This window comes from Bifidobacterium sp. POST2/T3 (B1) (assembly GCF_058197115.1).
The window spans coordinates 1-15,177 of the sequence record NZ_JBVPQK010000037.1 but is presented as its reverse complement, the minus strand read 5'-3'; the positions used below and the strand labels follow the sequence as shown (position 1 = coordinate 15,177).

Genomic DNA, 15,177 nt, shown 5'->3' with positions numbered 1-15,177 from the left:
CATGAGAGAAAGCACAGTGAAATGGCATTGTCCATGGGCTGGAAACTGCACGGCGACGGGAAAACATTGGCTCCGGGCGAAGTGGTGGAACCCGATGAGCGACTCACATGGCCACGAACGGCTGGCATCGGCGCCCAGCATGTCATCGCCATGTTCGGCTCCACCTTCCTGGTCCCCATTCTGACCGGATTCGACCCTTCCACCACGCTCTTCTTCACGGCCATGTCCACGGCCCTCTTTCTCTTGATCAACCGCAACCGTCTGCCCTCCTACCTGGGCAGCTCCTTCGGCTTCATCGCACCGGTCCTGGCAGTGACCACCGCCCACAAGGGTCTGGCTGTGGCCTCCTTTGGGATCATGGTCACCGGCGCCCTGCTCTTCCTGATCGGCCTGATCGTCCACTTCGCCGGCTCGCGATGGATCGATCTGACCATGCCCCCGGTGGTCAACGGCGCCATCGTGGCCATCATCGGCTTCAACCTGGCGCCCTCGGCCTGGAAGAACTTCAAATCCGCACCATTGACCGCCCTGGTCACCCTGGTGGCCGTCATGCTGATAGCCGTCCTCTTCAGGGGGTTGATCGGCCGGCTCAACATCCTTCTGGGTGTCATCGTCGGCTATGCCTTCGCGGTCACCCAGGGCCAGGTCGACTTCGCGGCTGTGGAGAAGGCCGCCTGGTTCGGTCTGCCCCACTTCCACACCCCTCAGGCCGACCCCTCCGTCCTGGCCATGTTCATCCCCGTTGTGCTGGTCCTGGTGGCCGAGAACATCGGTCACGTCAAGTCGGTGGCCCTGATGACCGGCCGTGATTATGACGACCAGATCGGAACCGCCCTGATGGCCGACGGGCTGGGCACCACTCTGGCAGGGCTGGGCGGAGGTTCGGGCACCACCACCTATGCGGAGAACATCGGTGTCATGGCCGCCACCAAGGTCTACTCCACGGCCGCCTACTGGTGCGCCGCAATCTTCGCCTTCCTGCTCTCCCTCTGCCCCAAGTTCGGGGCCATCATCAACACCATCCCCACCGGCGTTCTGGGCGGGGTCACCACCATGCTCTACGGCATGATCGGCATGCTGGGCATCCGCATCTGGGTGGAGAACAAGGTGGACTTCGGCAAGTCCGTCAACATGACCGTGGGCGCCGTCGTCATGATCGTGGGCATCGCGGACTTCACCTTCGCGGTTGCCGGGGTCAGCTTCAACGGCATCGCCATCGGCTCTGTGGCAACGCTGGTCATGTACCACGGCCTCAAGGCCATCGGCCGCTGGCGTGGAACCATCGACCCGGACGACTACATCTATGAGGATTCGCATGCCGTCTCCCAGCAGAGCTGATTACGCCGGAGTCGCCCGACCCTCCGTGGTTGCCTGATACTCGAACGTTGTCTGCGTTCGAGTATCGCCTGATGCCAAGGGTTGCCCATTGTCAAGGTTTGCTTGATGCGGGAGATTGCCGGATGTTAGTGCTCGCCCGATACCAAACCGATATTAGGTACTCAGCCATGAAGTGAGCTAGCGGAGGGCAGCAGGAATTTGCTGTATAGTTGAGGGCTCAGTTGGCGAGGCTCAGTCAGCTTGCTGAGGTCTGGTCGCGTAGAAGGCCACGGCGCTCGAGGCAGCCACATTCAGGCTGTCCACGTCATGGCTCATGGGGATGCGCACGGTCAGGTCCGCCCGGGCGATGGTCCTGTGGCTCAGTCCGTCCCCTTCGGTACCGAATATCAGGGCCAGGCGATCGATCCGGTCGGGCCCGTGCCCTAGACGCTCAGACAGCTCGTCCAGGCTGATGGCATCCCGGTTCAGGGCCATGGTCGCCGTGGTGAAACCCAAATCATGCAGCTGCTTCATGCCCTGGTCGGGCCAGGCGTGGACATCGTCGCCGCCGATTCTTGTCCAGGGAACCTGAAAGACCGTGCCCATGGAGACCCGTGCGGCCCTGCGGTACAGGGGGTCGGAACAGGAAGGGGTGACCAGGACCGCATCCACCTGCAGGGCTGCCGCCGAACGCATCAGCGCGCCGATGTTGGTGTGGTCGACAATGTTCTCCATGACGGCTATCCGTTTTGCCGAGCGGCAGATATGCTCCACGGTGGGCAGAGGCCAGCGTCTCATGGCGGCCAGTGCGCCCCGATGCAGCCGGTAGCCGGTGATGGTCTTGAGCTGTGCTGGGCTGGCTACGTAGACGGGAATGTTGGGTCCGAAGGCTGCGTCCACCTGGTCGAACATGGAGCGCATCCCCTCCAGCCAGGGCTCTTCCACCAGGAAGGAGATAGGCTCAACCCCGGCATCAAGGGCGCGGGCGATGACCTTGGGGGACTCGGCGATGAACAGGCCCTTGGCGGGCTCCAGACGATTGCGCAGCTGCGGCTCGGTCAGCCTGGTATAGGCCTCGATCCTGTCATCGTCGATCGAGTCGATTCTCACCTTGAGCACGCCTGCCATACCTCCTTCTCGTTCTGACAACAGCATAGGCGGCGCAACCGAAAACATCCGGTCGCGCCGCCTAAGGCAGTCGGAGTTTCAACTCTGCTGAGCTATTACTTCTTCTCTTCTGCAGCCTGACGGTCGGAGGCAGCGATGCGCTTGGCGATCTCGCCTTGAGGGCCGAGCTCGGGCAGGAGCAGAACGAAGACATCGGAGAGCAGGAAGATCATGCTTTCCAGTCCCAGGTTGAGCACGTAGTTGCCCTTGCTGACCGAGGAGATGATGATGGGCAGCAGGAAGGCGCAGAGAAGGCCAACAGTGCTGACCAGACCGCCGGCGCTTCCGGCATACTTACCGCGAATCTCAGGCAGGGCGAAGGGCATAGCCTGGACGATGGGGCCGTTTATGGCACCGAAGGCGCCCGAAACAAACATGATGCAGCAGAGCAGACCCACGACCGGGGCCTTCTTCAGCATAAGCACCACTGCCCAGAAGTAGACCATGAGTGCAGTACCCACCAGAATGGTAGCGAAGAGGTAGCCCTTCCACTTGCCCAGACGAGAGCTGATCATGGGTCCGATGATGGATCCTGCGATGGATCCCAAGGCAGCTGCAGAGGCAACCAGACCGGCTGAGGTCTTGTTGAAGCCGTTGTTGTTGATCAGCGTCTGGGGAATGAATCCAGCGAAGGCGGTGGATGCGGCCATGGAGCAGCCGTAACAGAGGGCAATCAGCCAGACATTGCGGCTCCTTGCCGCGACATTGAAGTACTTGAGCGGAGAATCGGTGGCTGGCGGCAGCTGCACTCCTTCAGGAGCGTCACGAATCAGGAAGACCCAGAGCAGGCTTGCCACGGTCAGGATGATGGCTGCGCTCAGATAGGAGGTGCGCACCGAGAACCGGGGAGCAACCATCTGGGCCAGGATGACCCCGATGCCGGCCGAGCCGTAGAAGAATCCCATGGCGATTTGCGTCTGATCGCCGAACCAGACGCTGAAGATCTTGACCAGGTTGGCGTTCAGGGCAGCGATGCCAGCCCCCAGCAGGAACATCGAGAGCATCTGCAAGGGGAAGTTGAGGCCGAAGGTCCTGATGTAGGCGCCGACCACGGCGATGGCCAGACCGGTCAGCACTACCTTCTTGGGGCCGACACGGTCACCGATGGTGCCCATGGGGATGCTGAGGAATACTGCGGTCAGCATGGGCATGAGCAGCAGAGTCGAGAATCCGGCCTGGTCGATGTGCAGCATGGGCATCAGGTAGACCGCAAGGGCGGATATCTGGTACTGCATGTAATTGGACAGAATGCCGATCAGGCAGACCACGGCCGCGATGACCCAGCGGTAATTGGATGATTTTCGAGTGTTCATGTTCTCTCCCTCCACGATTTACGTGGAACAGGTGACCTAGTGACGGTCTCCGTCCAGCAGGCACTCCTCGAATGCCGGACGGAGCAGGTCGATGTTCTCCTTGTTGACATCGCGGCGCAGGTTCCAGCCGTTCTCGTCGATGACCATGGTGTCTGGATGGTCGACGCTGTAGGACTCCCAGGTATCGCCGGCGCCGCTGGCAGGACGGCCGGTGGTTGCGAAGGAGCACCAGGCGTCGTTCATCTCATCGGACAGGTGCATGGGCGGCACCTCGCCGGTCAAGGTCTCGGGCAGGTCAGGCCGCTGGGTGTTATGTAGTACGAAGGGCAGCTCAATGGCATGGCAGGAGCCCATGCCGGGGATCTTGGAGGCGTAGGTGAACAAATACTGGTAGACGGTGTTGTACTTGGACTGGTACTCGCACATGAGGTTGGTGCCAACCCTGAAGCCGATCTGGTTGGTGTACTCCAGGTAGCTCTCAGCGGGGTCTTCTCCGGGGTGAGCCTGCTCCCAAAGCTGCTCATAGCGCTCGGAGTCCAGCTTGCCATCGAAGTGGAAAATGGCCTGGTGGTGCCAGAAGTCGGGCATTTCGTTGGCGAAGTCCTTGAAGTAGAGCTTCCAGTAAGCGAACTCGTCGGCGTTGCAGCCCAGCATGATTTCCACGTCCTTTGCGGCACCGTCCTTGAATGCCTGGAGAGGCTTGGCCGGAAGGTAGTCGCCGTCGGTGGTGGGAGCGAAAATCAACGAGATCTCATGGATATGCTTGGCGAAGAAATCTCCGGTGAACTTCATCATGATGTCGCCGACGGGCAGGGCCGCCAGCTCCTGGGCAGTCTTGCAGCCCATCATCTCCATGAATTCTTGGGCATAGGGAGCCGTGGATTCCGGGGTGTTGTAGAGCTGGATGGGGCCGGATTCGCCAATGGCCTTTTGGAAGAGTCCCTTGGCGGCTGGGGCGACGGTCAGCAGCATGGTGGAGCCCGAACCGCAGGATTCGCCAAAGAGGGTGACCCGGTCAGGATCTCCGCCGAAGGCAGCGATGTTCTCCTGGACCCACTGCAGGGCAGCCACCTGGTCCATGAGCCCTAGATAGCCTGACTGCCGGTATTCGTCGCCTCCGGGCAGCCCCGCCAGGTTCATGTACCCGAAGAGGTTGAACCGGTAGTTGATGGTGACATAGACAACATCGTTGCGCTTGGTGAAGTTGCTTCCGTCATACATTGGGTCGGACGAACCACCCTCCACGTAAGCGCCGCCGTGAATGAAGACCATGACGGGCAGCTTTTGGGCGCCCTCATGACCGACCCAGACGTTCAGGCTCAGGCAGTTCTCGCTCTGCTGACGGCGAGAGGCATACATGACGGGATCGTACTTCTGCAGGGCGGAGTCACCGTAGTGAGTGCAGTCGTAGTCTCGGTGCTCAGGATCCAGATGTTCCGGTGCCTTCCAGCGCCGTGCGCCGACGGGAGGCTTGGCGTAGGGTATGCCTAGGTAGGCGATGGTCCCCTGAGGGGTGGTGATGCCATGGTAGGTGCCAAATTCTGTGGTGACGGTTGGCATGATTTTCCTTTCTGCGAGGTAATGATCGGTCGGCGGTTGTGTCCCCGTCGACCCTGGATGAATTTCACCCTATGGCCTGGTGTCAGACGAGGGTCAAATCGAGCAAACAGTCATTGCGGAAGTTTGAATCTGAAGATGTAGGTAGAGGGCAAAACCCTTGCAGGGCAAGGTCTCCAGGCTGATATGATGGATTGTGTCCACAAAAGGTCACGGTGAGAGGGGCATGAAAAACCTTAGGGTGGGACCAGACCCTTGCAGGAGGTAGTTATGGAAGTCAAGGCTGACGACACAGAAAGCCTGATGGAGGAGGGCTACACCATCCGTCAGACGGCACGCTTATACGACATCACGACCGAGACCTTGTATTACTATGAGCAGATCGGGCTGGTGGTGCCTCGCCGCAATCCGGTCAATGGTTACCGTCTCTATGGACCAGATGACTTCGCTCGGCTCAACGTTATTCAGGCCCTTCGGAAGCTGGATTTCAGTCTGGACCGCATCGGACAATACTTGGACAATCGCACTTTCGATGCCACACTGTCCTTGATTGACGAGGAAGTGGAACATGTGGACAGCCAGATGCGATATTTGGCCTCCATCAAGCGAGGCCTCTTGAGCAGCCTGCAGAAGTATACGCAGGCCATGACCTCCATATCCCCGGCACGGACCGTCATCGTCCATCGTCCCCTGCGTCATTGCGCTTTGGTGTCTGACCACATGATCGACTATGACCGGATCCCCTTTGCATTCGCCCACTACACGGCACTGCACCACGAGACACTGCAGATCCTCAATACGCTGACCTGCTATCAAGTGGATGCTTCACGCCCGGTCAAGGGCTGGTTCCCGCCCAAGGCCATCCTGCTCTACTGTCCCGATCCGGGGTTCAGTGGTGATTATGATCTGCCAGCCGGCACCTATGCCTCTTGTACCTTTGTGGGCAGTTTTGCCCGCTGCAGACAGATCCATGGCAAGATGTTGGAAGATCTGAAGACCATGGGTTACCGTGCGGACGGGGATCCCTTGGAGTTCTGTCTCATCGGCGAATATGAGTCCAATGACTTCGATGAATATGTGAGCAGGATGGAGATCCCTGTAGTCCCCAACGACGTGGAATCGAGTGTCCGGAACGGGAGTTGAACCCGTACGCCTGTATATATATAGGCACTAGCACCTCAAGCTAGCGCGTCTACCATTCCGCCACCCGGACAGGTGCGTAATCGCAACGGAGATAATCATAGCATCTCAGGCGGCATTGCGCACTGGGCGATTGGGGGAGCGTGTCGTCATGGGGGGCGCTTTTCGGCTGCGGGCTGTAGCCTAACACCATGACTGCACCCCTCTTCCTGCTGGATCCCGACCACGATGATTCCCCGCTGGCCAGCGATGAGCTCCACACTGGCTGGCGCCTGACCCTGCCCGAGCACATCCGTCGTCATGCCCTGGGCTCCATGAGGCTGAAGAACGGGGACCAGCTGGACCTTTCAGACGGAGTGGGACTGCGCATCAGCGCCCTGGTCAGGGATGCTTCGACTGGCCTGGTGGAGGTCACGGCTGTCGGGCGGCAAGCACCTCCCGAGAATGAATTGATTCTGGTCCAGGCCTTGGCCAAGAGCGGCAGGGATGAGCAGGCTATCGATATGGCCACCCAGATAGGAGTCGATCAGGTCCTGCCCTGGCAGGCTAATCGGTCCATAGCCAAATGGCGGCCGGGCCGCAACGACCGGCACTGGCAGGCCGCCCTGGATGCAGCCACTGAGCAGAGCCGGAGGGCCTACCGTCCTCGACTGCTGAGCAAGGTGGACAGCCACGGTCTGGCCGCTTGGTGCCGAAAGGCGACCGACCAGGGAAGCCTGGTCCTGGTACTGCACCAGGATGCCGACCTTGGCTGGGATGCGGTCCGCAAACGCGTAGACAAGCTGCCAGAGAACTCGTCGATCGCCGTGGTCGTGGGCCCAGAGGGCGGGATTGCCGATCAGGAGGTCCAGACCATGATGAGGGAGGGGGCCTTAGCGGTTCGGTTGGGGGGCAACATCCTCCGGGCTGCCCTGGCCGGACCAGTGGCCCTGACCCTGCTGGCGGACATGCTGGGTCGTTGGCAGTCGGAAGTCCCTGAGCCCAGCGCATGAAGTCGCGCACAATATACAACCTCGACAATAAGATGGAAAACAGCGAAAACATCAAAAACAGCAATGTTGGCAAAGAATAAGGAGTGGTCATGAGCGATGACGATCGGCAGGAGGACTGCATTTTCTGCAGAATCGTGGCAGGGGAGGTTCCCAGCGAAAAGGTCTATGAGGATGAGACCGTCTACGCTTTCAAGGATGCTAACCCCAAGGCAGCCGTCCATGTCCTGATCGTCCCACGTCACCACTACGCGTCGGTGGCCGAATTGGCCAAGGCCGACCCTGACACTCTGGCCCACATCGTCCAGGTGGCTCAGCAGATCGCCGACCAGGATTTCCACGGAGCCTACCGACTGATCTTCAACACGGGGGAGGATGCCGGCCAATCGGTCTTCCATGTCCACGCCCACGTCCTGACCGGACAGGTGCTGCCCGAGTGAGGCCCGTGTTCACCATCGTCATCGTGCAGGAAGGGAATCCGTGGCGGTAACTACGCGAACCCTGGAGATTCCGGAGGGGATCGACCCGGTTCAGGTGCTGGGGCCGGAGGATGCAGTCATCGACAGGATCGAGCGCGCTTTCCCGGCAGTGTCCATCCTGGTTCGGGGCAACCAGATCATGCTGCGGGCCCGGGACCGGCAGGGCGACGTTCAGGCGGCCCAGATCCGGGACCTACTGACTGAATTCATGCAGACTGCTGATCAGGTTCCTGTGGATGCCGATCAGGTGGGGCGAATACTGGATCACCGCCGTCTGGGGACCGCCGATGCAACCGATTACTCCCGTCCAGAAGAACAGAAAATTACAGGTAGCAATACGGCAGACCAAACCTATGTAAGCCACGAATCTCAGGATCACAATACGACAAGCAGTACTTTTGTGGATAATGCTTCTGCAGAGCGCAATTATCATGAGACAGCCGTTGCAGACTCTGAGGGGGACAACGCCCTGGAAGGCATCGACCAATCCCGTCAGGCAGCCCCTGCTGCTCTTCGTCGCCGCCCTCTGACCCAGGCCTCCAAGGGGCCGATCAGGCCCAAGACCGCTGGCCAGTCCGCCTACGTGGCCGCCATGGAAACGCATACCATCACCTTCGGCATTGGCCCGGCCGGCACCGGCAAGACCTATCTGGCGGTGGCCAAGGCTGTTCAGGAATTCCGGGCCGGACGCATCGGGCGCATCATTCTGACCAGGCCTGCCGTGGAGGCGGGGGAGAGCCTCGGCTTCCTGCCTGGCACCCTCAATGAGAAGGTCGATCCATACCTGCGGCCCCTCTACGATGCTCTGGCTGACATGCTAGGCACATCGCGGCTCCACCGCCTTCTGGCCGATGAGACCATTGAAGTGGCTCCGCTCGCCTACATGCGCGGACGCACCCTGAATGATGCTTTCGTCATTCTGGATGAAGCGCAGAACACCACCCGCAGGCAGATGAAGATGTTCCTGACCCGTCTGGGCTTCAACACCAAGATGGTCATCACCGGCGATGTCACCCAGGTGGATCTGGGTGGGCCTGCATCAGGTCTGGCCACCATCGAACAGGTGCTGCACGGCATCGACGATATTGCCTTCGTGCACCTGCAGGCGGCTGACGTGGTACGCAATCGGCTGGTCGGGCAGATTGTCCGGGCTTACGACCGTGCCGATCAAGCCCGTAGCCGGGGACGGGAGCAGGCATGAGCGTAGAAGTGACCAACGAGACCCAGTGGCTGATCGACGCCAAGACCTTTTCCGACCTGGGGGTGTGGGTGCTGGACCAGATGCGGGTGAGCACCCAGTCCGACATGACCATCATTTTCAATGATCCCGAGCCCATGGCGGTGTTGCACGAGCGCTGGATGAACCTGGCCGGGCCAACCGATGTCATGAGCTTCCCCATGGACGAGTTGCGCCCCGGGGACGAGAACCATCGCCAGGAGGGCATTCTGGGCGATATCGTCATCTGTCCTTGGGTGGCGGCACAGCAGGCTTTGGCAGCCGGCCATTCCACCATGGAGGAGATGCTGCTGCTGGCCATCCATGGCACCCTGCATCTGCTGGGATACGACCACGCCAGCAGGGAGCAGGAGGCGCAGATGTTCGGGCTGCAACGCCAGCTGCTTCTGACCTTCCTGGCCCTGCGCCAGGGACCCATTGCGGATGCTGCGCTTCCGGCCGGGGCCACCAATGCTCTGGAGATCTATGAGCGGTACGGCCGTGGTACCAATCAGAGAGGCGAATCCCATGAGTGAGCGGACCATCGCCGCCCTGGTGGTCATGGCTTCGGCCGTCATCGCCCTGGTCGTGCTCTCCCTGGCGTTGGCAGAGGCCCAGGGGGCGCTCAATCGGGTGACCCGATCCAGTCTCAACAATTTGATTTTGGGACTGCAGACCGACCAGGAACTCAGCCAGTTCTCCAGGATGAAGCGGATTGACCGCATTCATCGGGCCCAGAGCCTGATCTCGCAGCGGCAGGTGACGGGAAGTGCCTGTGCCTTTTTCCGCATCATCTGCGACATCATGGTCGGCGTCCTGGTGGCCTGCATGGCTGCTCTTGGCGGTTTGCCCCTCTGGGAGCAGCTGCTGTGCGGAGTGGTCATGGCCATCCTGGTGGCCGCCGTCTCCGTCACCTTGGGTCCTCGTGGGCGTTCCCGTCAGCCCATGGAAGCATTGCTCAAGCATGTGCGCCTGGTCGGGCTGGCCGTTCTCATGACTCCCTTCAAGCGTCGGCGGCAGGCTGAAGCCAGTGCCCGCAAAAACCATCGTGGCGATCTTTCCGACGACGAGGAGCTGGAGAAAATCCAGATCGAACAGGGTCGGGCCATGGTCGACCAGCTGGTGGAGGCCGGTGCCTTCGATCCTGAAATCTCCGAGATGCTGAAGAACGTGTTGACCCTGTCGACCACGCTGACCCGCGAGATCATGGTCCCTCGCACCGACATGATCTGCATCTCCAAGGATGCCAGCCTGGACTCAGCCCTGAAGCTCTTCTCCCGGTCGGGGTTCTCCCGCATTCCCGCCATTGGGGACGACGTGGATGACCTGGTCGGCATCGTCTACTTGAAGGACGTGGTCCGAGCCCTGGCTTTCAACCGGAAGGGCGACAGATCGGTCGCCTCCATCATCCGTCGACCCGTCCTGGTGCCTGAATCCAAGCCGGTGGACGACCTCTTCCACTACATGCAGCGCTCCCGCCACCACCTAGCCGTGGTCGTGGACGAGTACGGGGGCATCGCCGGCCTGGTCACCATCGAGGATGCCATCGAGCAGATCGTCGGCGAGCTGGAGGATGAGCACGACCGGGTCCAGCACGATGAGCCCAAGCAGATCGGACCACACACCTGGCAGCTGCCGGTCCGCACGCCCATTGCCGACCTGGAGGAGCTCTATGAGATCACGATCGACGAGGACGACGTGGATACGGTCTATGGCCTGTTGACCAAGCTGCTGGGTTCCGTGCCCGTTTCGGGCTCATCGGCGGTGACCCGGGGAATCAGGCTGACTGCGGGCGAAGCGGTCGGCCGTCGGAAGAAGATCGCCACTATCGTGGTCGAGCCAGCCAACGGATCCAGCATCGCCCTTGAGGACGGCGCGGAGCAAGAAGACCAACAGACCAACGGGGATCAACCCGAGCAGGACAGTCAGGAGAATTCATGACCAAGGAAGAACACAGCGATGCCAAGGCGCCGGTCCACCGATCGGGCTTCGTGGCGGTAGTGGGCCGACCCAATGTGGGCAAGTCCACGCTCATGAACGCCCTGGTGGGCAGACCCATCGCCATAGCTTCCTCAAGACCGGAGACCACCCGCAAGGCCATCCGGGGTATCATGACCCATCCCGAGGCCCAGGTGGTCCTGGTCGACACCCCGGGCATCCACCGTCCGCGCACCCTGTTGGGCCAGCGGCTCAACGACGTGGTGGAGGCCTCCCTGTCGGATGTGGATGCCATTGCCGTTTTGTTGCCGGCCGACCAGGCCATCGGCCCTGGCGACCGTCGCATTCTCAGTCGGCTGCGGTCCGATTTCGCCCGCAAGGACAAGGACGGCAAGTGGGTCTGGCGAAAGCCCTTGATCGCCGTAGTGACAAAGATTGACCAGCTGAGCAAGGGGCAACTGGTGGACAAGCTCCTTGAGATTGGCGCCTTCGCCGACTTCTCCCAGATTGTTCCGGTCAGCGCCCTGGAGGCTGACAACGTGGACGAGGTGGCCCAGGTGTTGATGGATGCCATGCCCGAGGGTCCTCAGCTCTACCCGGATGACCAGCTGACCGAGGAGCGTCCCGAGGACATGATCGCCGAGCTGGTCCGCGGAGCCTACCTGGAGGAACTCGACGACGAGCTGCCGCACTCCCTGGCTGTCCGTGTGGAGTCCATCGAGCCGGATCCGGAGGGCGGGCGCGACACTGTCCATATAGGTATCTACGTAGAGCGCGATTCGCAGAAGCCCATCGTCATCGGGCGGGGAGCCGAGCACCTGGTCCGGGTGAAGAAGAAGCTACGCACCGCCGTCAACCGGACCATGGGCCGTAAGGTCCGGTTGGATCTGCACGTCAAGGTGGCCCGCAACTGGCAGACCGACCCTAAGCAACTGGAGCGCCTGGGGTTCTGATCGCGCTCAGCGGCGGGGTGCCGGGGTGCGCTTGGCTGTATACATCCGGGTGTTGAGCAGGTCGGCGTAGCGCTCGATGACCTTGGGCCGGATCACCTTCATGGATGGTGTCATCAGCCCGTTGTCCTGGGTGAACTCCTCGGGCAGGATGATGAACTTGCGCACAGATTCGGCCCGGGAGACGCCCTCGTTGGCCCGGTCCACATACTCCTGGACCTCGGCCCGGACCACGGCGTTCTGTGACGCCTCCTGCAACGACATGTTCCGATCCAGTCCCTTGGAGGCCAGCCAGGGCCGTAAAGCGGTCTCATTCAGGGTTACCAGTGCTGAAATGAAGGGGCGCTTGTCTCCCAGAACCAGGGCCTGGGAGACGATCTCGGAACGCTCAATGACCTCCTCGATGGGCCTGGGTGAGACGTTCTTGCCTCCTGCCGTGATGATTAGGTCCTTCTTGCGCCCTGTCAGGAAGAGGAAGCCGTCACGGGAGAGCCGTCCCAGATCGCCGGTGGCGTACCAGCCGTCCTCGGTGAATGAATCGCGGGTGGCCTCCTCGTTCTTGTGGTAGCGGTGGAAAACGCAGACGCCCTTGATCTGTACCTCGCCGTCCGATGCGATGCGGATGGTGAATCCTGGGAAGGGGATGCCCACCGAGCCTCTGTGGTAGGGAGTGCCCAGGGGGTTGAAGGCGCAGGGTGCAGTGGTCTCGGTCAGGCCGTATCCCTCATAGACCGGAACATTGGATCCGCGGAAGAACCCCAGCAGCTCCGGGTCCAGGGGAGCGCCACCGGAGACGATCCACTTGGCCCGTCCGCCCAGGACCTGGCGCAGGGAAGAATAAACCAGCGGGTCGTAGAAGGCTCGCCGCAGGGCACTGCGCCTGGTCGGCCAGCCCTGGCGGGAGATGTCCTCCATGTAGGTGCGTGCCGCCCGTGCCGCTCCGTTGAAGATCCTCCCCTTGATGCCATGCCCGGCCTTTTGGGAGGCGGCGTTGTAGACCTTCTCAAAGACCCTGGGTACGCCGATAATCACCGTGGGCTTGGACTCCTGCAGGTCGGACAGCAGGGTGGCCAGTCCGGAGGAGATATAGACGTGCATGGTCCCGTAGACGACACCGTAGCTGATGGCCCGGGCGAAGGTATGGGCCTGGGGCAGGAAGAGCAGGATGGAGCCATCCGGATCGTGGGTCAGATTGGGGATGAAGGCGTTCAGGTTCCTGGCCAGCTGGCAATAATGCTCATGGGTCATCTCCACGCCCTTGGGCGCTGCAGTGGAACCGGAGGTGTAGACGATGGAGCAGAGGTCGGTCTTACGGATGGAGTTAATCCGCTCGTCGAGTTCGGCGTCGCTGACCGACTCCCCATAGGCCTGCAGCTCCTGCAGGGCACCGGACTCCAGGCAGGCAATCCGCTCCAGGGTGGGGCACTCCTTGTCGGCCCCCTCGGCCTTGGCCCGCATCTCGGCGGTCTGCACCACCAGCAGCCTGGCATCGGAGTTGTTGACGATGAATCGGATCTGTTCGGCCGAATCGGTGTCGTAGATGGTGGCGATGACCCCGCCGATGGACAGGACGGCGGCATCAACGATGTCCCACTCGTAGCTGGTCCTGCACATGAAGGCCACGGCATCGCCCTTCTTCAGCCCGTAGTGCAAAAAGCCCTTGGCAGTGGTCCTGATGTCGTGCAGGATCTCTCGGCCGGTCCGGTAGGTCCAGCTGCCGTTCTCTACAAAGTGCAGAACCGGCTGGTCGGGGGTGCGGCGGGCACGATCAGCGTAGATGTCGTAGACAGTCATGTCGTCAGGAACCGGACCCATGCCGGCGGTAGTGGCCGAAAGCAGTCCCGAGGCAGGATCCATGCGCGTGGTGGTGGCGTAGTCAGCTGACCAGAAATGCGTATTGGGCAGGGCGAGGGCTTCTTGGGCGGCACCTGATGGATCCGCGGCCTCCTCGCCAGTCGGTCCCTCCCCATGACCCACCTGGTGTGTCACAAAAGATTTGACCGATGCTAGTAACGACACGTTGTCTCCTTCAATAATCGCGGGATATGTCCAGAATAGCCGCCCACTTGGAGAAGGGCGGGCCCGGTGCTAAAGTAGGCACGTTGCTTTGGCGAGGGAGACCGCACGGTCTCCGTTATCGACTCGGCTGGATCATCGGCGCCCTTTCCTTTGGCGGTCCGGAATCCGACGCGGCGATGCGCCAGGACCGGCCCAGGTCGGTCTTGAGGAACCACTCAAGGAAGGAAGCCAACATGGCTAACACAATTAAGCTCGAGGGCGAAGTTCGCGACCAATTCGGCAAGGGAGCGGCACGCCGCATGCGCGTGGCCCAGCAGATTCCAGCCACCATCTACGCCGGCGGTGCCCAGCCCGACTACATCAAGCTGCCCATGCGTGAGACCACGCTGGCCCTGCGCCGCGCCAACGCCCTCTTCTCCATCAGCTTCGGCGGGCAGACCAAGACGGCCGTGGTCAAGGACGTGCAGCGCAACCCCGTCAAGCGCCAGGTGGAGCACATCGACTTCTATGAGGTCCGCGCCGGCGAGAAGGTCACCGTGGAGGTGCCCGTCTTCGTCAGTGGCGAGACCAAGGGCGCTGCCGTGGCCCTGATCGACACCCAGAACCTGCAGGTCCGCGCCGACGTGTCCAATCTGCCCGAGCGCATCGACATCAGCGTTGAGGGCCTGGCCGAAGGCGACAAGATCCTGGCCAAGGACATCAATCTGCCCGAGGGCTCCGAGCTGATCATCGACGATATGGAGGAATCCATTGTCTCCGTTGAGATCCCCAAGGAGGAAAGCCTGGAGACCCCCACCGAGGAGACCGAACAGGCCGATACGGAAGCTGCTCCGGAGGCCGACGCCCAGAGCGAGTGAATCTGAAGGTTCGATTTGCAAGGCCGTGGGATCATCAGGATCCTGCGGCCTTTTTGTCTAAGACGGTCACAATGCGAAATGCGCCGGACAGGTCAAGGCCTGCCTATGCAATAGTTCGGGTACCGGGCATCGCCATAAGCATCGCACCCGAGCAACCAAATACAGTAGCAAGAAGAAGTGGTAGATAATGGCAGAGCAATCACATCACGACCCGAAGGCACTCAATGAGTTGGCG

At 61.2% G+C, this 15,177-nt stretch carries 13 protein-coding genes and 1 tRNA gene; 9 read left to right on the top strand and 5 right to left on the bottom strand.

Annotated elements, in window-relative coordinates; genetic code table 11:
• Nucleotides 1–21 precede the first annotated feature (21 nt).
• On the top strand, nt 22–1,338 hold the full coding sequence (locus tag AC0AP0_RS03315) for a uracil-xanthine permease family protein (protein WP_490429377.1): 1,317 nt from the start codon (nt 22–24) through the stop codon (nt 1,336–1,338).
• 231 nt (nt 1,339–1,569) lie between these two features.
• Here the strand turns inward: AC0AP0_RS03315 and AC0AP0_RS03310 are convergent, their stop codons facing one another.
• The 3 genes from AC0AP0_RS03310 to AC0AP0_RS03300 form a co-directional block, all read right to left on the bottom strand.
• Nucleotides 1,570–2,445, bottom strand: coding sequence for a TrmH family RNA methyltransferase (locus AC0AP0_RS03310; protein ID WP_490429376.1), 876 nt, complete (start codon nt 2,443–2,445; stop codon nt 1,570–1,572).
• Between the two features lie 95 nt (nt 2,446–2,540).
• The gene (locus AC0AP0_RS03305) at nt 2,541–3,797 is read right to left on the bottom strand and encodes an MFS transporter (RefSeq protein WP_306220903.1); all 1,257 of its coding nucleotides are present in this window, start codon (nt 3,795–3,797) and stop codon (nt 2,541–2,543) included.
• A gap of 36 nt (nt 3,798–3,833) precedes the next feature.
• Nucleotides 3,834–5,357, bottom strand: coding sequence for a carboxylesterase/lipase family protein (locus AC0AP0_RS03300; protein WP_490429375.1), 1,524 nt, complete (start codon nt 5,355–5,357; stop codon nt 3,834–3,836).
• 267 nt (nt 5,358–5,624) lie between these two features.
• Here AC0AP0_RS03300 and AC0AP0_RS03295 point away from each other — a divergent pair, with 267 nt between their 5' ends.
• On the top strand, nt 5,625–6,497 hold the full coding sequence (locus tag AC0AP0_RS03295) for a MerR family transcriptional regulator (RefSeq protein ID WP_445342694.1): 873 nt from the start codon (nt 5,625–5,627) through the stop codon (nt 6,495–6,497).
• On the opposite strand, the gene AC0AP0_RS03290 is transcribed toward AC0AP0_RS03295, so the two are convergent.
• Nucleotides 6,479–6,567, bottom strand: a tRNA-Leu gene (locus tag AC0AP0_RS03290). The genes AC0AP0_RS03295 and AC0AP0_RS03290 overlap by 19 nt on opposite strands.
• Nucleotides 6,568–6,685: 118 nt before the next feature.
• Between AC0AP0_RS03290 and AC0AP0_RS03285 the strand changes: the two genes are divergently transcribed.
• The 6 genes from AC0AP0_RS03285 (at nt 6,686) to era (ending at nt 12,069) form a co-directional block, all read left to right on the top strand.
• A complete protein-coding gene (locus AC0AP0_RS03285) occupies nt 6,686–7,486 on the top strand; it encodes a 16S rRNA (uracil(1498)-N(3))-methyltransferase (protein ID WP_490429374.1) in 801 nt (266 codons plus the stop codon).
• A gap of 89 nt (nt 7,487–7,575) precedes the next feature.
• Nucleotides 7,576–7,923, top strand: a complete 348-nt coding sequence (locus AC0AP0_RS03280; protein ID WP_024627960.1) for a histidine triad nucleotide-binding protein — start codon at nt 7,576–7,578, stop codon at nt 7,921–7,923.
• A 40-nt stretch (nt 7,924–7,963) separates the two neighbouring features.
• Nucleotides 7,964–9,163, top strand: coding sequence for a PhoH family protein (locus tag AC0AP0_RS03275; RefSeq protein WP_490429373.1), 1,200 nt, complete (start codon nt 7,964–7,966; stop codon nt 9,161–9,163).
• A complete protein-coding gene (ybeY, locus tag AC0AP0_RS03270) occupies nt 9,160–9,714 on the top strand; it encodes an rRNA maturation RNase YbeY (RefSeq protein WP_490429372.1) in 555 nt (184 codons plus the stop codon). Before AC0AP0_RS03275 ends, ybeY begins: the two co-directional genes overlap by 4 nt.
• Nucleotides 9,707–11,119: a hemolysin family protein gene (locus tag AC0AP0_RS03265; protein WP_490429371.1), complete on the top strand. Its 1,413-nt coding sequence runs from the start codon at nt 9,707–9,709 to the stop codon at nt 11,117–11,119. The genes ybeY and AC0AP0_RS03265 overlap by 8 nt, the downstream gene beginning before the upstream one ends.
• Nucleotides 11,116–12,069, top strand: a complete 954-nt coding sequence (gene era / locus AC0AP0_RS03260; protein WP_445342689.1) for a GTPase Era — start codon at nt 11,116–11,118, stop codon at nt 12,067–12,069. The genes AC0AP0_RS03265 and era overlap by 4 nt, the downstream gene beginning before the upstream one ends.
• Nucleotides 12,070–12,075: 6 nt before the next feature.
• Here the strand turns inward: era and AC0AP0_RS03255 are convergent, their stop codons facing one another.
• Nucleotides 12,076–14,085: an AMP-dependent synthetase/ligase gene (locus tag AC0AP0_RS03255; protein WP_445342688.1), complete on the bottom strand. Its 2,010-nt coding sequence runs from the start codon at nt 14,083–14,085 to the stop codon at nt 12,076–12,078.
• Nucleotides 14,086–14,318: 233 nt separating this feature from the next.
• On the opposite strand from AC0AP0_RS03255, the gene AC0AP0_RS03250 reads away from it, so the two are divergent.
• Nucleotides 14,319–14,942, top strand: a complete 624-nt coding sequence (locus tag AC0AP0_RS03250; RefSeq protein WP_110412966.1) for a 50S ribosomal protein L25/general stress protein Ctc — start codon at nt 14,319–14,321, stop codon at nt 14,940–14,942.
• Nucleotides 14,943–15,177: the final 235 nt, after the last annotated feature.

Excerpts from the sequence above, each read along its gene's own strand:
- AC0AP0_RS03315 (WP_490429377.1), top strand. The coding sequence starts at position 22 with ATGGCATTGTCCATGGGCTGGAAACTGCACGGCGACGGGAAAACATTG.
- AC0AP0_RS03310 (WP_490429376.1), bottom strand. The coding sequence starts at position 2,445 with ATGGCAGGCGTGCTCAAGGTGAGAATCGACTCGATCGACGATGACAGG.
- AC0AP0_RS03305 (WP_306220903.1), bottom strand. The coding sequence starts at position 3,797 with ATGAACACTCGAAAATCATCCAATTACCGCTGGGTCATCGCGGCCGTG.
- AC0AP0_RS03300 (WP_490429375.1), bottom strand. The coding sequence starts at position 5,357 with ATGCCAACCGTCACCACAGAATTTGGCACCTACCATGGCATCACCACC.
- AC0AP0_RS03295 (WP_445342694.1), top strand. The coding sequence starts at position 5,625 with ATGGAAGTCAAGGCTGACGACACAGAAAGCCTGATGGAGGAGGGCTAC.
- AC0AP0_RS03285 (WP_490429374.1), top strand. The coding sequence starts at position 6,686 with ATGACTGCACCCCTCTTCCTGCTGGATCCCGACCACGATGATTCCCCG.
- AC0AP0_RS03280 (WP_024627960.1), top strand. The coding sequence starts at position 7,576 with ATGAGCGATGACGATCGGCAGGAGGACTGCATTTTCTGCAGAATCGTG.
- ybeY (WP_490429372.1), top strand. The coding sequence starts at position 9,160 with ATGAGCGTAGAAGTGACCAACGAGACCCAGTGGCTGATCGACGCCAAG.
- AC0AP0_RS03265 (WP_490429371.1), top strand. The coding sequence starts at position 9,707 with ATGAGTGAGCGGACCATCGCCGCCCTGGTGGTCATGGCTTCGGCCGTC.
- era (WP_445342689.1), top strand. The coding sequence starts at position 11,116 with ATGACCAAGGAAGAACACAGCGATGCCAAGGCGCCGGTCCACCGATCG.
- AC0AP0_RS03250 (WP_110412966.1), top strand. The coding sequence starts at position 14,319 with ATGGCTAACACAATTAAGCTCGAGGGCGAAGTTCGCGACCAATTCGGC.